The sequence below is a fragment of the Microbacterium hibisci genome, from assembly GCF_015278255.1.
GTDB classification, from domain to species: Bacteria; Actinomycetota; Actinomycetes; order Actinomycetales; family Microbacteriaceae; genus Microbacterium; species Microbacterium hibisci.
This window is the reverse complement of record NZ_JADIJC010000004.1, coordinates 403,724-426,263: the sequence shown is the minus strand read 5'-3', so window position 1 is coordinate 426,263 and position 22,540 is coordinate 403,724. Positions and strand designations below refer to the sequence as shown.

Sequence of the window (22,540 nt, the reverse complement as noted above, 5' to 3'; positions counted from 1 at the left end):
TACGAACGATCGTACGGTAAACTGACGGCGTGACACAAGCCCCGGTTGACCGCCGCCGCCTACGAGGCGACGAGTCACGCCGCGCCGTCCTGTCCCACGCCGTCGACACGGCGACGATCGACGGTCTCGACGGGCTCACGATCGGCCGGCTGGCGGATGCCTCGGGGCACAGCAAGAGCGGCATCGCCACGCTGTTCGGCTCCAAGGAGCAGCTGCAGCTCGCCGTCGTCGCGGCGGCGCGTGAGGTGTTCATCGACCGGGTCGTCGCGCCGGCTCGTGCGCGCACGCCGCGCGGACTCGTCCGGGTCTGCGCGCTGCTGGCGGACTGGCTGGCCTACTCCCGCGACCGGGTCTTCAGCGGCGGCTGCTTCTTCGCCGCGACCTCGGTCGAGTTCGACGCGAAGCAGGGCGTGGTGCGCGACGCGATCGTGGCCGCCTCCGGCGAGTGGGAGGACTACCTCACTTCCAGCATCGAGCACGCGATGGCGGCCGGCGAGCTCCCCCTGCTCGACGACGCGCGGCAGCTCACGTTCGAGATGGTGTCGTTCCTCGAGGCGGCCAACACCCGCTCGCTGCTCCACGCGAGCGTCGAGCCCTACGGCCGCGCCGAAGCCGCGCTCCGCGCACGGCTCACCTCACTCGGCGCGGACCCGGCGATGGTCGCGTCGATCGGCGCGGCCACGACCTGATCCGACTCGGCGGCGATGACGGATGCCGGGGGCCCCGGCATCCGTCCCCTTCCGCCTGTGTCAGCCCGCGCGGATGGCGGCGGCGTACGCGATGTAGCCCGACGCGTTCGGATGGAAGCCGTTGGTGGTGTTGAACCAGCTCCAGTCGTTGATCCACGGTGCCGAGCTGCCGATGCCGTGGCCGGCGAAGTCGTCTTCGACATCGATGAACGCCGCGCCGTTCGCGAGCGCGATCGCCTGGATCCGGTCGTTCAGCACCACGGTCTGCGCGTTGACCTCATCCGCCCACGAGTACTTGGTGTTGACGCCGTTGGTGAGCGCGAACAGCAGCGGATAGCCGGCGACGACGACCCGTGCGGCCGGGGCTTTGACCTTGATCGCCGTGATCACGCCGGCGATGTTCGCAGCGAACGCGTCGGAGGTGGCGATCGCCGAGGCGGCGGCGATCTTCGACGCGCACGTCGAGTTGGGCAGCACGAAGCAGTTCTGCATCACGTCGGCGAAGCCGACGTCGTTGCCGCCGACGGTCACGGTGACCAGCGCCGCACCTGCGGGAACGCCCGCGACCTGGCCGACGACCGCCGACGTGTTCGCCCCGGAGCAGGCGAGGAATGCCGACAGGAGCTTGTCGGTGTCGGCGTCCAGCAGCTTCGGGTAGCTCCGGGAACTGCGGTAGCACGAGGTGTCGAGGTAGCTCCCGGCACCCACTCCGGCCGCGAACGAGTCGCCGACCGCCGCGTAGACGGGCTCGGTCGTACCGCCCCCGCCGCCCGGCTTGCCGCCGCCGTTGCCGGCGCCACCGCCGCCGCCGGGTTTGGCGGCCACCACCTGCGCCGCCCCCGCCGGGTCGGCCGGCGTTGCGACGGCGACGAGGCACACCGCCATGAAGATCGCGATCAGCGCCGCGACCGACCTCCCGCGTTCGTGCGCGTGCGCGCGCACCGATGATGCGTCCATCGAAACCCCCAGTCCCTCGACTCCCCAGCCGATCGACGCCGTCGTCGATGGACTCACCTATACCACCGGCGCGGGGCCGCCGGAAGGGGCCGAGCGCGCGAGCAGCCCCGGCAACGGCACGACGCACGAGTGTGAACGCGCACGGCGGGCGCCCCTCTCGAGGACGCCCGCCGTGTCGGCGGAAGCGAGGTCAGCGCTTCCAGGGGCTGTGCTTGCCTCCGGGGATGTCGTTGCGGCTCCACCACTGCGCCGTAAAGGTGACGCCGTCGAAGACGACCTGGTCACCCTTGACGTAGATGCGGTCGGCGTACCAGTCCTGCACCGTGTCGGGGTCGACGCCGCACGCGGTGAGGGTGCTCCACGGGCCGCGGACCGAAGTGCCCGGCTCGTCGCCCTTGGCGTACCACTGCGCTTCGAACACGCGTCCGTCGAGGTACACGAGCTCGCCGCCCCGGTACGTCGTGCCGGCGTTCCACGGCTGGGCCGCGGCATCCGGAGTGGTCGCGCACGACAGCAGCTCCCCACCGGCGACGGGCCCCGGGGCCGCGGCCCGCAGGACGGCGGCAGACGCCGACGAGAGATCGCCCGCGACGTCGTTGCCGACCTCCCAGAAGTCCACGCCGCCGAGACCCTTCGACAGCGCCCAGGCGGTCTTCTCGGCCACCGCGACCTCGTCGTCGAACGACCAGAACTGGCGCGCGCCGGCGTCGTAGCCCCACGTCGCATTGAAGCGGCCGTCGACGGTGCGCTCGTGGTGGATCTCGAGGTCACGGGCCTTCAGCTGGTCCCACGTGATCTGGCCGATGCCGCCGCCGGACAAGGTCCAGGGCTCGGGTTCGGCATCCGTCCATCCCTGCCCGTACGCGGCGAGACCGAGGTTCAGCTTCGACGGCTCGACGCCGGCGTTGACGTACGAGGCGACGACGGTGTCGAGCCCGAGCCCCCAGTTGTGGGCGGGATCGCCGTACACGTTGCCCTGATGCCCGGTCTCGGGCGTCCACGAGCCCCACAGGTCGTAGCCCTGCAGGTTGCCGTAGTCGAGGCTCGCCCAGAGCTCGGGGCTGTTCCAGCCGCCGGCGTTGATCTGCGTCGGCCCGGCCGGCAGGAACGCCGAGATCTCGTAGTCGGCGCCGGTCTCGGCCTCGAGCGCATCGAGCTGAGCGCGCAGCTCGGCCGCGAACGCGATGAAGTTGGCTCTGTCGTTGACCGGGTCGACCGAGTTGCCGACCTCCTGCGCCCAGTCGGGCGCACCCGGCCACTCCCAGTCGAGGTCGAAGCCGTCGAAGATGCCGGCCGCGGCGCCCGCGCCGCCGCGCCCGTCGATCACCGGAAGATCGCCGCGGATGTAAAGGTCGATGCACGACTCGGCGAGCGCCGCGCGTCGCTCGGCGGTGGCGACGGCTTTGGAGAACGACTTCGACCACGACCACCCGCCGAGCGACACGTTGACCTTGAGGTCGGGGTGCAGGCGCTTGAGCTGGGCGAGCTGATTGAAATTGCCGGCGAGCTTCTGCGTGGCGGTGTCGGCGATGCCGAGCACGGACTGCTCGGCGGTGAGGGCGTGCACGAAGTCGCTGTCGGCGTCGCCCGCGGTGTCGGTCTGGCCGGGGCCTGCCGCCGGGGTGTCGGAGATGAAGCACGTGTACGGCTCGACGTCGTCGAGACCCTGCGCCCCGGCGGCGCGGGCGGCATCGAGCGCGTCCAGATCCCCGGCGATGTTGCCGAACGAGTAGTTCAGATGGGTGAGGTTCGCGCCCGCCGCACCGTCGACGAACAGGCGCTTGAGCGTGGCCTGCGCCTCGCCGGTCGCACGCCACTGGCCGTAGTAGCCGACGTTGCGGTAGCCGTTGATCGTGGTGGTGGGGGTGGCATCCTCGGATGCCGCGAGGGCCGGCGGCGCGGCGACCAGGCCGACGGCGAGGGCTCCGGTGATGGCGGCGGCGAGCGCCGGGAGGGGATGTTTCGACACACGAGCTCCTTCGGTTGTGAGGGGGAGGCATCCGAGGCACGGGTAATTAGGCAACCGTCCTAACAAATACCGTGCTCACCATTCTGGCATCGGAGGTCCTCCTGACGGAAGCCTTTCCACGCCACCGGAGTCCCTGGCGGTGATCGCCGTGCTGCGCCACGATGGCCGCATGGCGCGGTTCCTGCTGGCAGCGATGCCGTTCACCGGGCATGTCACGCCGCTCCGCGCGGTGACGCAGGCCCTGGTCGCGCGCGGTCACGACGTGCGGTTCTACACCGGCGAGGCCTTTCGCGGCGGGATCGAGGCATCCGGCGCCGCGCTCGTGCCGTGGCGCGCAGCCCCGGACTTCGACGAGAACGATCTGTCCGCCACCTTCCCCCGCCTACGGGGGAAGAAGGGCCTGCGGCAGGTCTTCATCAACCTTCAGGACCTCTGGATCGACACTGCCCCCGCACAGGTCGCCGACCTGCAGGCGGAGTGGGACCGAGAGCCGTGGGACGCGATCGTCGCGGACGACACCTCCGTCGGCGCGGCGCTGTTCGCCGACCGCTCCGGCTGCCCGCGGGTGACGGTGGCCGTTGTGCCGCTCCACCTGACCAGCTCGCAGGGCCCGCCGAGCGGGATGGGGCTCGCGCCGGGCCGGAACCCGCTCACGAGGGGGAGGGATGCGGCACTTCGCGGCATCGCGCCGCTGGCGATGCGCCCGCTCACCAGGCCGCTCATGCGGGCGCGCGCCGCTGTCGGGCTGCCCGCGGCGCCGCTGACGCTCGAGCAGACCGTGATCTCGCCGCAGCGGGTGCTCGCGACCGGCTCGCCGGCACTCGATTTCGCACGAACAGATCGCCCGGCCCACCTGGACTTCGTCGGACTGCTCACGATCGCGGCATCCGCGTCGCCGCTCCCGCCGTGGTGGGACGACCTCTACGGACGCACCGTCGTGCATGTGACCCAGGGAACGCAGAACATCGACCCCTCCGACCTGATCCGTCCGGCGCTGGAGGCCCTCGCCGACCGCGACGTGCTCGTCGTGGTGTCGACCGGCGTCCGCGGCCGCGACGGGCTTCCCTTCCCAGTGCCGGCGAACGCGCGCGTCGCCGGCATGGTGCCGTACGACGCGCTCCTCCCCCGCGTCGACGTCGTGATCACCAACGGCGGCTGGGGCGGCACGCTCGCCGCACTGGGCCACGGCATTCCGCTGGTCATCGCCGGCGGCGACCTCGACAAGCCCGAGATCGCCGCCCGCGTCGCGTGGATCGGCGCCGGCGTCGACCTGCGGACGGGCACCCCTACCGCCGAACAGGTCGCGCGTGGCTACGAACGCGCATCGACGGATCCGGCGATGAGAGCCGCCGCCGAGCGCATCGGTGTCGACCTTCGCTCGCGGGGCGGGGCTCCGCGCGCCGCCGAACTGATCGAGGAATTCGCCGCGGCCGCCCGCTGACCGACGGTCGAGCCCTCGCGCAGCGCGCACGCGCGGCGCGCGTGCCGCGCGTGCCACACGCGCCGCGCGTTCAGCGGCCGGCGAGCTCCGCGAGCAGCTCGTCGCCCGGACGCACCTCGTCGAAAGGCGCCTCGATGTCGGCGCGCTCGAGCAGGTCGGCGAGCCGCTCGCGCCGGCCGCGCGTCACGAGTGTGACGACGGTGCCGGCGCGTCCGGCCCGCCCGGTGCGGCCCGAGCGGTGCAGGTAGGTCTTGTACTCGTCGGGCGCGTCGGCCTGCACCACGAGATCGATGTCGTCGACGTGGATGCCGCGGGCTGCGACATCCGTCGCCACCAGCACGCCGATGCGACCCGAGGTGAGCTTCTCGAGGTTGCGGGTGCGGCGGGCCTGGTCGAGGTCGCCGTGGAGGGCGAGGGCACGGATGCCGTCCTCGTCGAACTGTTCGGCGAGCATCTCGGCGAACGCACGCGTGCGCGTGAAGACCAGGGTCTTGCCATCGCGATCCACGAGCGCGCGCAGGATCTCGCGCTTGTCGCGGTGGTCGATCACGAGCACCCGATGATCGATGGTGCCCGAGCCCTGCGTCTCGCCCGCCACCTCGACGACGGCAGGCTCCGCGAGGAACTCGCGCACGAGCGTCGCGACCTGGCCGTCGAGCGTCGCCGAGAACAGCAGGCGCTGCGCGTCACGCGGCGTGCGCCGCATCAGCCGCTGCACCGGCTCGAGAAAGCCCAGGTCGCACATGTGGTCGGCCTCGTCGAGCACGGCGACCCGCACGTGCGAGAGGTCGAGCGCGCGGGACTCGACGAGGTCTTCGATGCGGCCGGGCGTGCCGATGACGATGTCGACGCCCTTCTTCAGGGCTCCGAGCTGACGCGCGTGGGGTACGCCGCCGTAGATCTGCGTCGTGAAGAGGCCGACGCTGCGGGCGATCGGCTGGATCGTGGCGTCGATCTGCAGCGCCAGCTCGCGCGTGGGAGCCAGGATCAGCGCGCGCGGCGGCCGACCGATCTCGCGCTTCTGGCCCGCCTGCGAGCGCAGCACGCTCTCCACGAGCGGGGCGCCGAACGCGATGGTCTTGCCCGAGCCGGTGCGTCCGCGCGCGAGCACGTCGCGTCCGTCGAGGATGGCCGGGATGGTCGCCGCCTGGATGGGGAACGGATGCTGCGCCCCCAGCTCCGCGATCGTCTTGACGATGTTCTGCCCGAGGCCGAGATCGCCGAACGTCACGCCGTCGAGGTCGTCCGCGACGACGGCATCGGCGTCGAGCCGGTCGTGCACGACGTCGCTGCGGGAGGAGTCGCCGGAGCGGGCGGCTCCACCGCGGTCGTCTCGTCGCGTCGCGGCCCCGCCCTGCGCGGCCCGGGCGCGATCGTCACGCACCGGTGCGGCTCCGCCCCGCGCACCGCGACCCCGGTCATCTCGGCGCGGCGCGGAATCAACGCGCCCGCCCTGGAAGTGTTCGTCCCGCCGCTCCCCCGCCGCCGACCCGCCGGCGCGCCCCCGGGTGTCGCGCGCGTGAGTGCGGATCGCTCGCGCCTCGTCGCGCCCCGCGCGCTCCTGCTCGGTCCACCGGCGCTTGCCGGCACCGCCGCCGGCGTCGCCGGAACGGCCCGCGCCGTGTGAGCCCGGTCGCCCCGCGGCGGCACCCGGACCTCCCTCGGCGTCGGCCCGATACCCGCGGTGACCAGGGCTTCGACTGCCGACCTTACCCGTCGACGACTCCCCGGGGCGCCGCTTGCCGTCGGCCGACTCCCGTCCCTCGCTCGCGGAGCGGTACTTGGGGTTGTAGCGGGGATCGAAGTTCTTCGCCGCGCGTCCGCCGCCGGGCTTCTTGTTCTTGGGCATCCGGCTCCTTCTGCGTGCGGGTCCGCGGCACTCCCCGGCCGCCGCACCTGACGGCGCGTGACCGGCTCCCCCAGCGTACCCGCGGGGGCGGTCCGCCCCGGGTCGCCGCGAGACGACCACCAGCCACCTGTCGGGTCTGCGGGTTACTGTGGGCACAGCGGTTCGCCGCGTGCAGCTCTTGATGGCTGTGAACTGGGGATTTGTCGTCAAAACCGACGAGCGCCGAATCGGGGGTCTTGGGGTCCTCGGCGCGGGGGCACGTCGCAAAGAGAACCGATCGTGAGTCGTATGCCTCCCACGACCCTTTCCGACGCCATCAGCGCTCCCGCCATGCAGCGTTCGGCAGCGGCATCCGTCACCCTGTCGCCCGTCGCATCGCCGGCGACCCGTCCGGCACGCCACCGCGTCACCGATCCCGCTGCCGCGAGGACGACGGATGCCGGCACCGACGCTGTGTCGCCGCCCCCGGCGCCCGACGTCTCGGCCCTCGCGCACCGGATAGGGCGCTTGGCGGTGCTCTCGCTGCCCGTCGGCGTCGCGGTGTCGATCCTCGCGACGCACGACGCGACGTGGTGGCAGCTCCACTTCTCGCAGCTCGGCACGCACTCGGACCTCTCGGGCCGCGTGTTCAACACCATCACGATCTTCTCGGGCTTCCTGCTGGCGACCTACGGCGTCTTCCTCGCCGTCGCGCTGCCGGGCGCCGCGCCCCGGGCCCGCCGGGCCGCTCGGCGACGCACCCGGCGCGGTCCCGCCGCGAAGGGATCACGCCGCGGTCGTCGGCCCGGCCGCGCCTTCCGAGCGTCGGTCGTGTCGTCAGGCCTGCACCTCACCGGCGTGGGGCTCGTGCCCATCCCGGTGAGCACCGTCATGCACGACCTCATCGCGACCGGGCTGGGGCTGTCGTTCCTCGCGACGGTCGCCACCGGCCTCGCGATCCCCGGCCGCAGCCGTGCCTTCCGATGGTGCACAGCGCTGTGCGTCGCGGTGCTCGCCGCCGGCATGGCGGTGCTGACCGCGGGGCTGATCACGCTGGCGCTGTTCGAGTTCGTCGCGTTCGTCACCATGGGCATCTGGCTGCTGAGGCTGCCGCGCGTGCTGGCACGCCCGCACGCGCCCGCGCCCGCCCGGGCGCTCGCACGCGCTCGGGCGCTCGCGCTCGTTCCCGCCCTCGCGCCGGAGCGAGCTCACGACCTGTGCGACACCGTGACCGCGCCCGCGCCGGGGCCCACCGGAGAATGGATGCCATGGCAGAACCCGTGGCCCACCCCATCACCGTCGCGATCGAACGGCGCATCGACCCCTCCCGCACCGCCGAGGCCACGAGCTGGATGCAAGCGGGCACCGACCTCGCCGCGGGCTTCGCGGGCTTCCTGGGGTCGGGCTGGGTCCGCGCGGGCGAGGGCAGCGACCTCTGGTACATGCTCTACCGCTTCCGCGACATCCCGACGCTCGAAGCCTGGGAGGACTCGCCCCAGCGCTCGTGGTGGCTGGATTCCGGCCGCGCCTTCGCGAGCGAGGTCAGGGTCGAGCGGCGGACCGGCATCGAGGGCTGGTTCGACGCTCCGTTCGCGACGCACGTCGAGTCGCGCCACACAGGCACCGGCTCCGGGCCGGCCACCGGCCCGGTGCAGCAGCCCATCCCGGCCGCCCCGCCGCGCTGGAAGCAGGCTGTCACGATCTGGCTCGGCTTCTTCCCCACGAACCTCCTCGCCTCGTGGCTCCTCGGGTTCATCCCGGGCTTCGCGGAGTGGCCGCTGATCGCCCGCGTGCTGCTGGCGACGGTGCTCCTCACGCCGGTGATGACGTACGCGGTGCTGCCCTGGGTGACACGGATGCTGCGCCCCTGGCTGCAGCGCTGACCCGGGTGCTCGCCGCCGCAGGCCGGTCCCCCACCCGGACCGAGCCGTCCCGTGCGGCCGGGTGCGGCATCCGTGATCGAATCTTGTCCCGCCGTTCGCCCCTCGAAATCTCGCGCGGTCGTACTCTGACCTCGTGAGCACACTGAACACCTCGCCGGCCTCCGATGCCGAGGCGCCGACGCCCGGTCGTCGCGCCGAGTCGGAGGCGGTGTACGCCGCCCTCTCCGCCGGCGCGCTGGGCGCTCTCTACGGCCTGGTGGTCGGGCTGTTCGCCCCCGACCTGCAACTGGCCGGCGAGGCCGACTCGTTCGCCGTCTGGGCCGCGGTCGGCGCGGCGGTCGTCGCCGCGGTGGCCTCGACGATGGAGTACTGGCGCTCGCGCGATCGCCCCGGCCAGGAGTGGCGGCACTCGCTGCCGTCGTGGAAGTACACCGTCAATACGGTCTCGGTCGTCATCGTGCACACCGCGCTCGCGTTCGTCGCCGTCTACGCGCTGTACCGCGTACTCGCGATGGGGTTCATCGGCCTCCCGATCGTCACGTTCTGGGCCGTCGTGCTCATGGCCGTGACGCTGGGCCTCACCACCTGGATCGTCTACCTGTCGGTGTCGGCCATGACCACGCAGCGCATGTCGTCGCTGCTCCTCGCGTTCATCGCGATCGGCACGCTCACGGCGATGGTGACGACCCCCGACCCGCGCTGGTGGACGATCCACTTCAGCCACCTCGGCACCTTCGAGGACGACCTGTCCACCTGGGTGTTCAACGGCACCCTGATCGCCGCCGGCCTTCTCGTCACGACCTTCGCCGTCTACATCGCCAACGACATGCGCGAGCTCGCCGCGGCGGGCGTTCTCGAGAATCCGCGCGGACCGCGGACCGTGCCGGTGCTCTTCGTCGTCATGGGCATCATGCTCGCGTGCGTCGGCATCTTCCCGGTCGACGTGAACCTCGCCCTCCACAATCTCTCCGCGTCGGGCATGGCGGCGATGTTCCTCGTGCTCCTCATCGGCGGTCCCAACTTCCTCCGGGGCATGCCGCGCACCTACTTCGTCGCCTCGTGGGGCTTCCTCGGCGCGATGGTGGCGTCGGTCATCCTCTTCATCCCCGCGGTGGGCTACTTCTCCCTGACGGCGTTCGAGATCATCGTGTTCGCGCTGATCTTCGGCTGGATCGCCGTGTTCATCCGCTTCCTCGGCGTCGCCGGGCGCAGGGACTGACGGTGACGGATGCCGCGGCCCCCGGCATCCGTCATCACACGACTCGATCCGGGCCGTGAGGCCCTCGTGCCGGGAGCGGTCTTCCTCAGGCGCGTTGGTCCTTGGCCGGGGCCTGCTCGTCCTCTTCGGGCTCGAACGTCGACGGCTCGCCCGTGTGACCGGCGGCGACGCCGTCGGGGTCGTTCGGGATCGTGTTGTCCGGGCCGAGGCCGCCCGGCTTCGGCGTGCCCTCGGGGTCGGGCGTCGGGGTGTCCTTGTTCTCGCTCATGGTCGACCTCCCGTGTCGTTGGAAGGACTGTAGGCCGTGGTGCGCTCGCGCGGACCCCGGTTGACAAACCCGGCGCGGCAGGGTGGCGGCGGCAGCTCATCGCCCCGACGGGACCGGCGGGTGAAGTCGGGCGCGGCGGCCTGCCAAGATCGAAGACATGACCACTCTCGTCAACGTGGATAACTTCGCCCTCGCCGAAACCCACCGCATGATGCACGACCTCCAGGCAGACGCCGGCGGCGTGAACCGGTTCCTGCACAACCGCGAACCGGCCGCGATCGACAGGCAGACGGTGATCCGCCTCAACCGCGACACGCTGTACAGCTTCGCCGTCGTCGACATCAGCGAAGGCGCCACGCTGACGATCCCCGACCACGGCGACCGTTACCTCTCGGCGATGGTGGTGAACGAGAACCACCACATCAACGCCGTCTTCCACGACGCAGGCTCGCACGAGCTGTCGATCGATCGATTCGGCTCTGCCCACGTGGTCGTCGCACTGCGGATCCTCGTCGACCCCAACGACGCCGCCGACGTCGCCGCCGTCGGTGACCTGCAGAATCAGGTCGGGCTGTCGGCCCGCTCCTCCACCGCGTTCGAGCCGCCCGCATACGACAAGACCACGCTCGATGAGACGCGCGACGCGCTGCTCGCGCTCGCGCGCAACCTCACCGGCTTCGACCGCACGTTCGGCTCCCGCGACGAGGTCGACCCGGTGCGCCACCTCATCGGCACGGCGGCGGGGTGGGGAGGCCTGCCGTCCGCCGAGGCGAGCTACATCGGCGTCGACCCCCGCCTCCCGGTGGGCCGCTACGAGCTCACCATCGGCGACGTCCCCGTCGACGGGTTCTGGTCGATCTCGGTCTACAACGCCGCGGGTTTCTTCGAGCCCAACGAGCGCGGCGCCTACACGATCAACAACATCACCGGCGTCCGCAACGACGACGGCACCATCACCGTCCGGTTCGGCGACTACCCCGACGACACCCCCAACGCGCTCCCGATCACGGAGGGGTGGAACTACCTCGTGCGGCTGTACCGGCCGCGGCCCGAGGTGCTCGACGGCGACTGGTCCTTTCCGGCGCTGGCTCCCTGATCCGCGGCCGCCGATGTCGCAGGTAGGTGCGACGATCCGCAGTGCGGAGGAGCGGCGGGAGGGGCGGCATGCGGGGCGAGGCGACCGTGCTGCACGCGGATCTCGACGCGTTCTACGCGTCCGTCGAGCAGCGTGACGCGCCTGCTCTGCGAGGGCGGCCGGTGATCGTCGGCGGCGGCGTGGTGCTGGCGGCGAGCTACGAGGCGAAGGCCCGTGGCGTGCGCACCGCGATGGCAGGCCGGCAGGCGCGCGAGCTGTGCCCCGACGCCGTGGTCGTGACGCCCCGCATGGAGGCGTACTCGGCGGCCAGCAAGGCCGTGTTCGCGATCTTCCGCGACACGACGCCGCTCGTGGAGGGCATCTCGATCGACGAGGCCTTCCTCGAGGTGGGTGGCCTCCGGCGGATCGCAGGCTCACCCGAGCAGATCGCCGTGGGGCTGCGGCAGCGGGTCCGCTCGGAGGTGGGGCTGGCGATCTCGGTCGGGGTCGCGCGCACCAAATTCCTGGCGAAGGTGGCGAGCGCGGTCAGCAAGCCCGACGGGCTGCTGATCGTCGAGCCGGAGCGCGAAGAGGAGTTCCTGCTGCCGCTGCCGGTCGAGCGCCTCTGGGGCGTCGGCGCGGTCACGGCCGAGAAGCTGCATCGCCTCGGCATCCGCACCGTCGGTCAGCTCGCCGAGCTCGAGGCCGCGACCGCCGAGCGCCTGCTGGGGAGAGCGGCGGGCGCCCACCTGCACGCGCTGTCGCGGCTGCGTGACCCCCGGCCGGTCGACAGCACGCGGCGGCGCGGGTCGATCGGCTCGCAGCGCGCGCTCGGCAGCCGCCCGCGCTCACCCGAAGAGCTCGACGTGATCCTCAGCCAGATCATCGACCGCCTCGGCAGGCGGCTGCGCGACGGCGACCGCGTGTGCCGCACGGTCGTGCTGCGCCTGCGCTACGGCGACTTCGCCAAGGCCACGCGATCACGCAGCCTCCGCTCCGCCACGGGGAGCACGACGGTGCTGCTCGCCATGGCGCGCGGTCTGCTGGCGGCCGCTCAGCCTGAGATCACCGCGCGCGGCATCACGCTCATCGGCGTCTCGCTGTCGGGGCTGGCGCGTGCCGACAGCGTGCCGCCCGAGCTGCCGCTCGACTGGGACGACGGCGTGCGCCTCGACACCGTCCTCGACGCGGTCCGCGATCGCTTCGGCGCGGCATCCGTCTCCCGCGCCGCCCAGCTGGGCCGCGACCCGGGCTGGTCGACGCCGGTGCTGCCCGAGCACGAGTGACGCCGACCGGCCCTCGAGGGGGAGAACGGCTATTCGGCTGCCGGCGACGAGAAGACCGGGACGGTCGCCTCGCGTGAGCGGTGTGCGAGGACGATCGACAGGATGCCGAGCCCCACGGTGCCCGCGAGAAAGCCGAGCATGCCGAGTGCCGAGAGCAGCCCCGGCATCTGCATGATGACCGTCGGCGCCGCCACGCCCATCGCCTGGGGCACCGCCCACAACACGACCTGACCGACGAGCACCCACAGCGGCGCCTGGTTCCACGGGCGCGGGATGATCCCCGCCCGCGCCACCTGCACCGCGGCGATGAGCCCGGCGAGCACCGGCAGCACCATCGCGAGGTACGCCCAGAACAGCAGGGCCTCGGCCTGATCGGGAGTCCAGGGGCTGAGGAAGAGGCTGACCAGCGTGTCGATCAGCGGCCACACCGCGACGATCGCCGCCGACGCCAGCCCGAGCGGCCTGCGCGCCACGACGCTCTGCTCGCGGGTGAGGCCGACGGCGAGGAGCAGGATCGCCCCGGCCCACAGCGCATCCGCGAGGAGCGAGAGCGCCGCCGTCGCGCCGGGCTCACCGAGGAACGACCACCGGAGCATCCCGACCACGCCGCACGCGACCAATGCGATGCCCCCGACCAGCCACGTCGTTCTGCGTCCTTGCATGCCCCCACGCTAGCCGTGCCGCGTCGCCGGGATTCGCCCATTCTGGTGTCCGTCCGAGACGGAGCGGATCCAGCCTGTCCTGTACCGAGGGCGGTCCTACGCCGGTCTGCGTTCGAGCAGGACCGGTGATGCACGGAATCCCGCCCCGAGGTACAGCGGCACCGCCGCATCGTTCGCGCTCACCGTGACCCTGGGAATGCGGCGTTCGTCTGCCTCCTCGAGCAGCGAATTCACGAGCGCCCGGCCCACGCCGTGCCCACGATGCTCCGGCAGGACGAAGACGCTCTGGATGTCGCCGGTCGAGCGGCGTCGATCGTCGAGGTCGGGCACGCGGTCGAAGATCACGAGCCATGCCATGCCGACGAGACCATCGTCGCCTTCGGCCACGCGGGCGATCAGCGAGTCTCCCTGCGCACTCATCCACGAGGCGAGGTCGTCTGAGAACGACCGCACCTCCTCGGCCGAAGCAGGCTTCCGCCGTCCCGCCCAGATCACCTTCAGCTCGGCGAGCGCCGCTGCGTCCTCGCTCGTCGCTCTGCGTACCACCGCACCGGTCACTCCTCGAGCATCCTCAAGGCGAGGGCATCCATGCAACCCGACCCTCCTGCGCGCGGCAGGTCGGAGCCCGCGTCCGGGTGCTACGAGACCTGCGTCCAATGGCGGACCACGTCGTCGCGCTCGACGAGGTAGCGGTCGTCCTCGGGGTAGTACACGGCGGTCTCGATGTCGGCGCCGGCGAACCCCTTGATCGCCTCGATGCTCTGCCACCGCGACACCGTCACGATCTCGGTCGTGCCGTCGCCGAGGTCGCGTGTCAGCATCCACGCATCGAGGTTTCCGGGCGTCTCCCGATACTCCCGCATGCCGGTGCGGTCGATGTAGGCCACGTACTCCGCGGCATCCTCGCTCCGCACACCGCCACGCCACATCCGGACGATGCTCTTCTGCGCTGTCATGCCGTCATTGTGCGCGGAAGACGGATGCCGCGCACCCGGGTGAGCGGGCAACCGTCGCGCGCTTTCCGCCAACGTCGCCCCGTGGGAGGAAGCGCCCTCAGGGGCACACCCGCACGTTGCGACCTTCGAAGCTGACGACATCCCCGAGTCGCAGCTGTCGTCCGCGTCGCCGATCGATCTCACCGTTCACGCGCACGAGGCCGTCGAGGATCGCCTCTTTCACGTCGCCGCCGGAATCGAGAAGCCCGGCGAACTTGATGAACTGCCCGAGGCGGATGACGTCACCGGCGATCGAGATGTCGGTGATCGGAGTCGAGCTCATCATTCGGGACGCTTCTCCTCGCACGTCACCATGCGGCGACCGACGGCTTCAGGCATGTCGGTCAGTCTACGAGGCACGCGAGGGGTGCTCTTCGCGGTGGGGAAGCCGCGTGGCGACCAGCGCGCCCGCGGCGGCCAGGATGCCGAAGGCGGCGAATCCGAGCGGGAGGGTGATCATTCCGACGGTGCCGACGACGAGCGGCCCGATCGCGTCACCGGTCTCGCGGCCCAGTTCGGCGGTGCCCATCGTGCGGCCCAGGCGCTCGGGCGGCGAGGTCGCTGCCAGGTGCGCGAACGCGACCGGCGTGAGCACCGCCACGCCGGCACCGGTGAGCAGTGCCGCGGCCAGGACGGTGGCGGCCGACGGGAGCGCCGCAACGAGGAGGAAGGCGACGGCGATCGCGCCGGCTCCGGTGACGCTGGCGGTGCGCGTGCGGAGTCGTCCCGCGTCATTCCAGCGGCCGACGACGGGCTGGGCGAGCGAGGAGGTGATCGCGAGGAGCGTGACCGCGCCGACGGAGGCGATGAGCGGGATGCCGAGTGCCGTCGCCAGCGCCGGCAGCATGCCGACCAGGGCGCCGACGGCAGCGCTGCCCACGGAGAGCACGGTGACGGGAATGAGGAAGTCGCGCGCCGTGACCGCCCGCACCAGTGTGGCAAGGGTCGATCGCTGACGTGGAAGCGGAGCGATCGGTTCGACGGCGGCGAGCACGGCGATGGCGGTGACGACCGACATCGCGGCGAGCAGAACGAACAGCATCCGGATGTCGCTGACGAGAACGATCCCGGCACCGATCAGCGGGCCGCCCGCATATCCCAGACCCTTCCACGATCCGTAGCGACCGAAGTAGGTGGCCTTGAGGTCCGCCGGGGCGAGGCGTGCGAGTGCCGCCGACGACGAGGGCGAGAACGCCGATGCACCGGCCCCTTGCAGCAACCGGGTCACGGCCAGCCAGATCGGATCGGTGAGGAACACACCGATCAGCGAGGCCAGACCGAAGGCGATCAGTCCTCCGACGATGACCGGGCGAGGACCGATCCGGTCCGAGAGAGCGCCGAACACCGGCTTGAGGATCAACTCGGCGACGTCGTAGAGCGCCAGGAACAACCCCAACCACGCCAGCGACAAGCCCAGCTCCTGGTGCGTGCCGCCCACCACCGCGGCGACGCCGTTCGCGCCGAACGCAGTGACGAACCCCGCGGCGTACAGGGGTGCCAGGCGAGGGCGTCTCCCCGTCGCCCGGTCAGGCTGCGAGGAAGGGTCGGTCACCCTGACGAATCTAACGCCCGCCGCGCCACCTCCACGCCGGATGCTCTGAAGCGGTCGGCGGCGGAGCGGTCCGGAGTATCGTTGGCCAATCTGAAGGGGGCGGGGTTGCCAGGAACGCGAGTGCGCATGCGGACGAAGATCGCAGGTCTTCTGGTCCTGTGGATCGCCGTCGGCGGCGCTCTCGCCGGCTGCTCGCAGTCGACCTCTGGCAGTCGACACACCCTCTACAACAGCGTCGACGCTCTCGCGGCCGACAGTTCGTCGATCGTCGTGGGAACCGTCGCGGAACAGTCGGTGGCAGACGACGTGACCGTTTCGACGATCACCGTCACCAATGCCCCGACGAACCCTCGGCTGGGCGCGAACCTCGACGATGACAGGGCTCCCGCCGCGGTGGGCGACACAGTCCAGGTTCGGCAGATCGCGCCGCCCGCGCTCGAAGTCGGCGAGGAGTACTTGCTCTTCCTGACCCCGACCATGCTGCCCGCGGAAGCAGGCACGCAGTACTTCGTCACCGGGGCTGTGGCCGGCCTCTACGTCCGGGAGGGCGATGACTTCCGGCGGGTCGTCGCCGACAGTGGCGACACCCTTCCGGACACCATCACGACAATCGGAGACGTGAGCGAGTGACGGTCCACGCGCAGGGCGTCGCCCTGGTCCGACTCAGGGGCGGTACTCGTCTCTGCGCGACGGGAAGGGTTCGGGCGGAAGCATCGTCTGGGCATTCGCCTGTTCCGGCGGTTTGAGTACCGAGAGGAAGAAGCCGACCGCTTTCAGGAGCGTGCTCCCCACGGCAGCGGCTACTCGCCAGCCTGCAGAGCGATTGCGATCGACCACTTCCCCAGCCTCCACCTTCGAGCGTCGGACTGTCTACTCGTCACCGCTCCGGAGCGGGAGGACACGGCCGTTCGCGCGGACCAGCGCTTGGACGCCCCAGGCGATCAGGCCGCAGATGAGGCCGGTGGCCAGGCCGGTGAGAAGACTGCTCACCGTCGTGGCACCGCGCAGGAGGGTCTCATCCATACCGGGAGCGAGAACGCCGGTCAGATTCCCGCCGAGCCGCGGCGGGGTGTCTCCCCAGACCGCTGCCCAGGAGATGTTGTGCACGACCGCCAGCGCGACGCCGTAGATGCCGCCCGCGACCACCAGCGACAGCAGCGGGCGCCGCGACCACAGCACGGCCACCACGACCCAGATCACCAAGGGCACCGCCGCGAGCAGCGTGTTCGCCATCGACGGCTGCGGCACCAGGTCGAGGTCGTGGGCGATCGCTCGGGGAACGGCCAGAGCGGCGAGACCCAGCACGGCGAGGACGGGCAGCCCGATCCCGCGGCGATCCGGGTGCCCGCTCCCTCGTGCGGGCAGAGACATATCGTGAGGTGAAGAGGTCATCCCTCGACGGTAGGCAGCGCGTCGAACCCGCCCCACCCTGCTGTCCATCGACTTCCGTGCGGGTTTTCCACCATCCTGAACGGGACGGGATCCGCCCGCCACCGGCACCGACGCCGCCGGGGCGCCTCGCGTCAGGGCGTCGGGGTCACGCACACGCGAGTCATGACGACAGCCGCGCTCTCGCCCGTGGCGCGACGCACCGCGACGAAGATCACCCATCCGGTGGACGGTGACGGATGCCGGGGGTGCGCCGTCCGTCACCGTCTCAGTCGTCGGCGGTCAGTGCCGCCCGCCGGGGTCGTCGCGCTCGCGGTGCTGTTCGCTGTGCTCCGAGTGCTCAGGGCTGTGCTCGGAGTCGGTCTCGGCGTCATCGTGCTCTGCCGACTCGGGAGCGGGCTCATGGTCGGTGTCGTCCGCCGACGCGACCACCTCATCCGCCTCGCCGTCCTCGCGGGCGGTGGCGTCCTGCTGCTCGAACGGCGCCGCGGCGTCGGGCTCCTCTGATGCCGACGGCTCGTCGTCATCGGAGACCGCTTCGGCGCCTTCATCCGAAGGCGACGGTGCTTCGTGCGGCTCCACCGATTCGCCCTCGGAGGCGTCCGCCGAGGCGGAGTCGCCCGACGGCACCGAATCGATGATCGTCGGCGGTGCGGCGACGGGCTCGTCGCGCTCGGCCTCGGCAGGCCCGCCCGCGACGGCCTCGACCTCGCCGGACTCGATCTCGGCGGTTTCGCCGCCCGCCGGCGCCGGGTCAGGGTGCGCGTCAGGCTCCGCGGTCTCGAGGCCCTCGGCGACTCCGTCCGCCCGCGGCTCGGACTCCGAGAGGTCGGGCTCGTCGACCCGCTCCACGCGAGAGTCCTCGACGGCATCGAACTCGGCCCCGTCCGCCTCGGCCCCGTCGGCCTCGGTGCCGTCCGGCTCGGCAATGTCCGGTACCGGGTCGGACGACGTCAGCTCGTCGGCGACGGCGGCCGCGTTCGCGGGCGCCGGCGTGGACTCCGACACCTCGACGTCGGGGCCTTCTTCGATCTCGGGCACGGCCACTTCGGAGGTCTCCGCGGCGACCGAGCCACCGGCTTCACGCTGACGGCGCTGGCGGCGCGTCTCGAACGCGACCGCACCGGCCGCTGCACCGGCGACGCCCGATGCGTCATCCGAGGCCTCAGCGACGCCACCACCGGCACCGGCACCAGCCGCCCCGGCCCCTGCGACGCCGGCGCCCACGAGCACGCCCGCGGTCGCGGCATCCGTTCCGTCCTCCGGGCCATCGCCCTCAGGAGCAGGGCCGCCGTCGCCGCCACCGTCGCCATCATCGCGCCCGCGGCGACGCTCCGCACGCCGTTCCTTGGCACCCTCGACGAGGTTGTACAGGGTCGGCAGCACGAGCAGCGTGAGCACGGTCGACGACACGAGCCCGCCGATCACGACGATAGCCAGGGGCTGCGAGATGAAGCCGCCCTGACCGGTGAGGCCGAGTCCCATCGGCACCAGCGCGAAGATCGTCGCGAGGGCTGTCATGAGGATCGGACGGAGACGACGCGAGCCACCGGCGATCGTCGCGTCGTGGGCCGACAGGCCCTTCTCGCGGTACTGGTTCACCAGGTCGACGAGGACGATCGCGTTCGTCACCACGATGCCGATGAGCATCAGCACGCCGATGAGCGAGGCGACGCCGAGCGGCACGCCCGTGATGATCTGCAGCAGGATCGCGCCGGTCGCCGCGAACGGCACCGAGATCAGCAGCAGCAGCGGCTGACGCAGCGACTTGAAGGTCGCGACCATCACGATGTACACGATGAGGATCGCCGCGAGCAGGGCGAGGCCGAGCTGCGCGAACGCGTCCTGCTGCTGAGTCACCACACCGCCGAGCGTGGCATCGGCCGATGACGGCAGGTCGGCGTCGGCGAGGGCGGTGGTGACCGAGGCCGACGCGGTCGCGAGATCGTCGGTCGACGGAGTGATCGTCACGGTCGACGTGCGCTGGCCGCCCTCGGTGGTGATCGAGGTCGGGCCCTCGCTCTCTTCCACGGTCGCGACGTCCGAGAGCGGGATCGGACCGGTGGCGCTCGGCACGGGCAGCTGACGCAGCTCGTCGAGCGACGCCGGCGTCTCGGATGCCGCGAGGTACACGGTGAGCGCAGTGTCGTCGATCTCGACCGAGCCGATCGACCGCGGCTGCATCGTGTTCGACACCAGGGCGCCGACGGCGACCTCCGAGAGGCCCAGCTCGGCGGCCTTGTCACGGTCCACCGTGACGGCGATGTACGGGAGCGAAGCCGACAGGTTGCTCGTGACCTGGCCCACGCCCTCGGCGCCGTCGACGGCGGCGATGACGGCATCCGTCGCCTCCTGCAGGGTCGAGGAGTCGGGGGCGGTGACGTCGACCGCGATATCGGTCGAGCCGAACCCACCGCCGCCCGCGGCCACCGTGATCTCGCCGGCGTCGTCGAGGTCGGCAACCGCGGCCTGCACCTCTTCGCGGAGGGCGACCTGGTCGGCGTTCGGGTCGGTGGTGATCGAGTACGTGACGCCGCTGCCCCCGCCCGAGAAGGCGTCGCGCAGGGCCGAGCCGCTCGATCCGATCGACACCTGCACGGTCTCGATTCCGTCGATGTCGAGGAGCACCTCTTCGACCTGCTCGGCGGCGGCGCTCTCGGCCTCGAGAGAGGGGGCCGGGCCGATGTCCTGCGTCATCGTGAACGTGTTCTGGCCCGAGTCGCCCAGGAAGTTCTGCTTCATGAACGGCGCAGCGGCGAGCGTGCCGACCAGCACGAGCACCGCGAGCGTCAGGGTGATCCACGAGTGCTTGAGCGTCCAGCGGAGGATCGGCAGGTACGCCTTCTGGAGGCGGCTCGGCGGTGCGGCCGGGTCCTCGGGGTCGATGGCGACGCCCTCTGCGTCGAGGACCGGCTTGCCGGGTCGCAGGAACCAGTACGCCAGCACCGGCACGATCGTGAGCGCCACGAACAGCGACGCCGTCATCGCGATCGTCACCGTCATCGCGAACGGACGGAACAGCTCGCCGGTGATGTCGCCGACGAAGGCGATCGGCAGGAACACCGCGACCGTCGTGATCGTCGACGCAGTGATGGCCGCGGCCACCTCGCGCACGCCGCGCAGGATGGCGGTCTTCTTGCCGGCGTCGCCGACGTAGTGCCTCTTGATGTTCTCGATCACGACGATGGAGTCGTCGACGACGCGTCCGATCGCGATCGTGAGCGCGCCGAGGGTCAGGATGTTGAGCGAGTATCCGAAGGCCTGGATGCCGATGAACGTGATGAGCACGCTGGTCGGGATCGAGATCGCCGCGACGAGCGTCGAGCGCACCGACAGAAGGAAGACGAAGATCACGAGCACCGCGAAGACGAGGCCGAGCAGGCCCTCCTTCGCGAGCGTGTCGATCGACTCCTGGATGTAGGGCGCCTGGTCGAACACGACGGTGAACTCGGCGCCGTCGAGGGAGTCCTCGAGGTCGGGCAGGATCGCCAGCACCCCGCGCGAGACGTCGACCGTGTTCGCGGCGGGAAGCTTGGTGACCGCGATGGTCAGCGCCGGCTCACCGTTCACGCGCGAGACGCTGGTGACGGGGTCCTGCTCCTCGGCGACGGTCGCGACGTCGGCGATCGTCTTCTGGCCCGCCGTGAACTGGTCGGCCGTCGACGGCACGAGCGGCAGCGCCGAGATCTCGTCGACCGAGGTGATCTTCGAACCTGTCTGCACGGTGAGCGTCTCGTCGCCTTCGGTGATCTCGCCACCGGGGAAGAGCACGCCGTTCTGCTCCAGCGCGTCGCTGATCGCCTGCTGCGTGTAGCCCGCCTCGGCGAGCGCCGCCTGGTCGGGGGTGATCGTGATGCGCTCGCCCACGCCGCCGACGATCTGCGCCGCGTTGACCCCGGCCACGTCCTCGAGGTCGGGGATGACGGATGCCTCGAGCTGCGACTGGATCGTCGCCTCGTTGTCGTAGCCCGTCACCGCCAGCTGGATGACGGGGAAGTCGTCGATGCTCGCCGAGAGCACGTTCGGCTCGATCCCCTCGGGGAGCTGCGCCTTGATGCGGTTGATCGCCTGCGTCATCTTCTGCTCGGCGGTCGCGAGATCCGTGCCGTAGGTGAAGGACGCCTGCACGATCGACGCGTTCGTGGTGCTCGTCGCGGTGGATGACTCCAGCCCGGGAACGCCCTGGATGGCGGTCTCGATCGGCACCGACACGTCGTTGCTGACGACCTCGGGCGACGCACCGGGGTACGTCGAGACGACGATCAGCGCGGGGAACTCGATCGACGGGATGAGCTCCTGCTTGAGGTTCGTGAGCGCGAGTCCGCCGAAGATGGCGGCCACGATCGTGATGAGCGCGATGAGCGCGCGGTTCTTCAGACTCAGAACGGCGAGGTTCGACACACGGAGGCCTTCGCTGGTGTGGTGGTGCAGGGATGCGGCGGTGGGGGCGTCCGCACGATACGGAGATGTATCGGTTTCAGTATTTCATGCAGCTCTCATATGAAACCGCTGGGACCGGGGTGGGGTCAGCCGGCGATGCAGGACCCCAGCACCAGGCCGAGCCCCGCCGCGAGCGCGGCGACGAGGAGCGTGCCGAAGAGGTTGACGGCGGCATCCAGCCACTGCTTCCGCTGCGCGAGCAGGACCGTCTCGACCGACACCGTGCTGAAGGTGGTGTAGCCGCCGAGCAGACCGAGCCCGAGGACGAGCGACAGCTCCGGGGCCACGGTGGAACCGAGCCCGGTGACGAGCCCGAGCGCGAACGACCCCGACACGTTCACCACGAATATCCCGATGGGGAACCGCGCGCCTCGCGTCGGGGTGAGCAGGCGGTCGACGACGTACCGCAGTCCCGCTCCGACGCCTCCGGCCAGCGCCGCGACCAGCAGCAGCGGGCTCACTCCGCGTCCTCCAGGAGCTCGACTTCGCCGGGCCGGTCCGCGAAGCGGCGTCCGACGAAGAGCCCGGCGATCGCGCCGATGACGCCCAGGACGACGGATGCCGCGCCCAGCCCCGCTGCGAGCCACGGCGTCGTGACCCACAGCGCCGTCGCGACGGCGAACGCGCTGTAGGTCGTGAAGCCGCCCAGCACCCCGGTGCCGAGCAACGCGCGCAGCAGCGGACGCCGGCCGTCGAGCCAGCCGACGACCACCCCGAGCAGCAGCGATCCGACGACGTTGATGCCGAGGGTCACCCACGGCACCGCAGCCGGGTCGGTGGTCGGCGCGAGGATGACTCCCCGGGCGAGGACCCCCGCCGCGCCGCCGGCCACGACCACCCCGAGCACGCGCGGATCGACGGGCTGCGGCATCCGTCCACGCTACTCC

General features: G+C 71.3%; 19 protein-coding genes and 1 pseudogene. 7 read left to right on the top strand and 13 right to left on the bottom strand.

The window, feature by feature from the left end; genetic code table 11:
• Positions 1–29 precede the first annotated feature (29 nt).
• A complete protein-coding gene (locus tag IM770_RS10180; RefSeq protein ID WP_203581011.1) occupies positions 30–689 on the top strand; it encodes a TetR/AcrR family transcriptional regulator in 660 nt (219 codons plus the stop codon).
• Positions 690–749: 60 nt separating this feature from the next.
• Here the strand turns inward: IM770_RS10180 and IM770_RS10175 are convergent, their stop codons facing one another.
• Complete coding sequence (locus IM770_RS10175) at positions 750–1,703, bottom strand: SGNH/GDSL hydrolase family protein (protein ID WP_203581010.1); 954 nt, start codon at positions 1,701–1,703, stop codon at positions 750–752.
• Between the two features lie 133 nt (positions 1,704–1,836).
• Positions 1,837–3,615, bottom strand: a complete 1,779-nt coding sequence (locus IM770_RS10170) for a glycosyl hydrolase family 18 protein (RefSeq protein WP_203581009.1) — start codon at positions 3,613–3,615, stop codon at positions 1,837–1,839.
• A gap of 148 nt (positions 3,616–3,763) precedes the next feature.
• Here IM770_RS10170 and IM770_RS10165 point away from each other — a divergent pair, with 148 nt between their 5' ends.
• Complete coding sequence (locus IM770_RS10165) at positions 3,764–5,056, top strand: glycosyltransferase (RefSeq protein ID WP_203581008.1); 1,293 nt, start codon at positions 3,764–3,766, stop codon at positions 5,054–5,056.
• 70 nt (positions 5,057–5,126) lie between these two features.
• On the opposite strand, the gene IM770_RS10160 is transcribed toward IM770_RS10165, so the two are convergent.
• Positions 5,127–6,905 (bottom strand): DEAD/DEAH box helicase, encoded by a 1,779-nt coding sequence (locus IM770_RS10160; RefSeq protein ID WP_203581007.1) that lies wholly within the window; start codon positions 6,903–6,905, stop codon positions 5,127–5,129.
• Between the two features lie 1,247 nt (positions 6,906–8,152).
• Between IM770_RS10160 and IM770_RS10155 the strand changes: the two genes are divergently transcribed.
• Together IM770_RS10155 and IM770_RS10150 are read left to right on the top strand one after the other, a co-directional pair.
• On the top strand, positions 8,153–8,767 hold the full coding sequence (locus IM770_RS10155; protein ID WP_443673272.1) for an antibiotic biosynthesis monooxygenase: 615 nt from the start codon (positions 8,153–8,155) through the stop codon (positions 8,765–8,767).
• A gap of 133 nt (positions 8,768–8,900) precedes the next feature.
• Positions 8,901–9,986 carry a DUF998 domain-containing protein gene (locus IM770_RS10150; protein WP_203581005.1) on the top strand — a complete coding sequence of 362 codons (1,086 nt, stop codon included), beginning with the start codon at positions 8,901–8,903 and terminating at the stop codon, positions 9,984–9,986.
• Between the two features lie 85 nt (positions 9,987–10,071).
• Here the strand turns inward: IM770_RS10150 and IM770_RS10145 are convergent, their stop codons facing one another.
• Positions 10,072–10,254 (bottom strand): hypothetical protein, encoded by a 183-nt coding sequence (locus IM770_RS10145; RefSeq protein WP_203581004.1) that lies wholly within the window; start codon positions 10,252–10,254, stop codon positions 10,072–10,074.
• A gap of 157 nt (positions 10,255–10,411) precedes the next feature.
• Here IM770_RS10145 and IM770_RS10140 point away from each other — a divergent pair, with 157 nt between their 5' ends.
• Complete coding sequence (locus IM770_RS10140; RefSeq protein ID WP_203581003.1) at positions 10,412–11,350, top strand: DUF1214 domain-containing protein; 939 nt, start codon at positions 10,412–10,414, stop codon at positions 11,348–11,350.
• 68 nt (positions 11,351–11,418) lie between these two features.
• Complete coding sequence (gene dinB / locus IM770_RS10135; RefSeq protein ID WP_203581002.1) at positions 11,419–12,615, top strand: DNA polymerase IV; 1,197 nt, start codon at positions 11,419–11,421, stop codon at positions 12,613–12,615.
• A 29-nt stretch (positions 12,616–12,644) separates the two neighbouring features.
• Here the strand turns inward: dinB and IM770_RS10130 are convergent, their stop codons facing one another.
• The 5 genes from IM770_RS10130 to IM770_RS10110 form a co-directional block, all read right to left on the bottom strand.
• Positions 12,645–13,277, bottom strand: a complete 633-nt coding sequence (locus IM770_RS10130) for a hypothetical protein (RefSeq protein WP_203581001.1) — start codon at positions 13,275–13,277, stop codon at positions 12,645–12,647.
• Between the two features lie 96 nt (positions 13,278–13,373).
• On the bottom strand, positions 13,374–13,835 hold the full coding sequence (locus IM770_RS10125; protein ID WP_203581000.1) for a GNAT family N-acetyltransferase: 462 nt from the start codon (positions 13,833–13,835) through the stop codon (positions 13,374–13,376).
• A gap of 80 nt (positions 13,836–13,915) precedes the next feature.
• Positions 13,916–14,233, bottom strand: coding sequence for a hypothetical protein (locus IM770_RS10120; protein WP_203580999.1), 318 nt, complete (start codon positions 14,231–14,233; stop codon positions 13,916–13,918).
• A gap of 97 nt (positions 14,234–14,330) precedes the next feature.
• Positions 14,331–14,558 (bottom strand): RNA-binding S4 domain-containing protein, encoded by a 228-nt coding sequence (locus IM770_RS10115; RefSeq protein ID WP_203580998.1) that lies wholly within the window; start codon positions 14,556–14,558, stop codon positions 14,331–14,333.
• A 63-nt stretch (positions 14,559–14,621) separates the two neighbouring features.
• A complete protein-coding gene (locus IM770_RS10110) occupies positions 14,622–15,824 on the bottom strand; it encodes an MFS transporter (protein ID WP_203580997.1) in 1,203 nt (400 codons plus the stop codon).
• Positions 15,825–15,950: 126 nt separating this feature from the next.
• Here IM770_RS10110 and IM770_RS10105 point away from each other — a divergent pair, with 126 nt between their 5' ends.
• Complete coding sequence (locus tag IM770_RS10105; protein ID WP_203580996.1) at positions 15,951–16,454, top strand: hypothetical protein; 504 nt, start codon at positions 15,951–15,953, stop codon at positions 16,452–16,454.
• A 240-nt stretch (positions 16,455–16,694) separates the two neighbouring features.
• Here the strand turns inward: IM770_RS10105 and IM770_RS10100 are convergent, their stop codons facing one another.
• From IM770_RS10100 to IM770_RS10085, 4 genes and pseudogenes are all read right to left on the bottom strand, one after another.
• Complete coding sequence (locus IM770_RS10100) at positions 16,695–17,216, bottom strand: hypothetical protein (protein ID WP_203580995.1); 522 nt, start codon at positions 17,214–17,216, stop codon at positions 16,695–16,697.
• 1,263 nt (positions 17,217–18,479) lie between these two features.
• Positions 18,480–21,614, bottom strand: a pseudogene (locus IM770_RS10095) (efflux RND transporter permease subunit); the annotation flags it as partial.
• A gap of 125 nt (positions 21,615–21,739) precedes the next feature.
• On the bottom strand, positions 21,740–22,114 hold the full coding sequence (crcB, locus tag IM770_RS10090; RefSeq protein ID WP_203580993.1) for a fluoride efflux transporter CrcB: 375 nt from the start codon (positions 22,112–22,114) through the stop codon (positions 21,740–21,742).
• Positions 22,111–22,524 carry a fluoride efflux transporter FluC gene (locus tag IM770_RS10085; protein WP_203580992.1) on the bottom strand — a complete coding sequence of 138 codons (414 nt, stop codon included), beginning with the start codon at positions 22,522–22,524 and terminating at the stop codon, positions 22,111–22,113. The genes crcB and IM770_RS10085 overlap by 4 nt, the downstream gene beginning before the upstream one ends.
• Positions 22,525–22,540 lie beyond the last annotated feature (16 nt).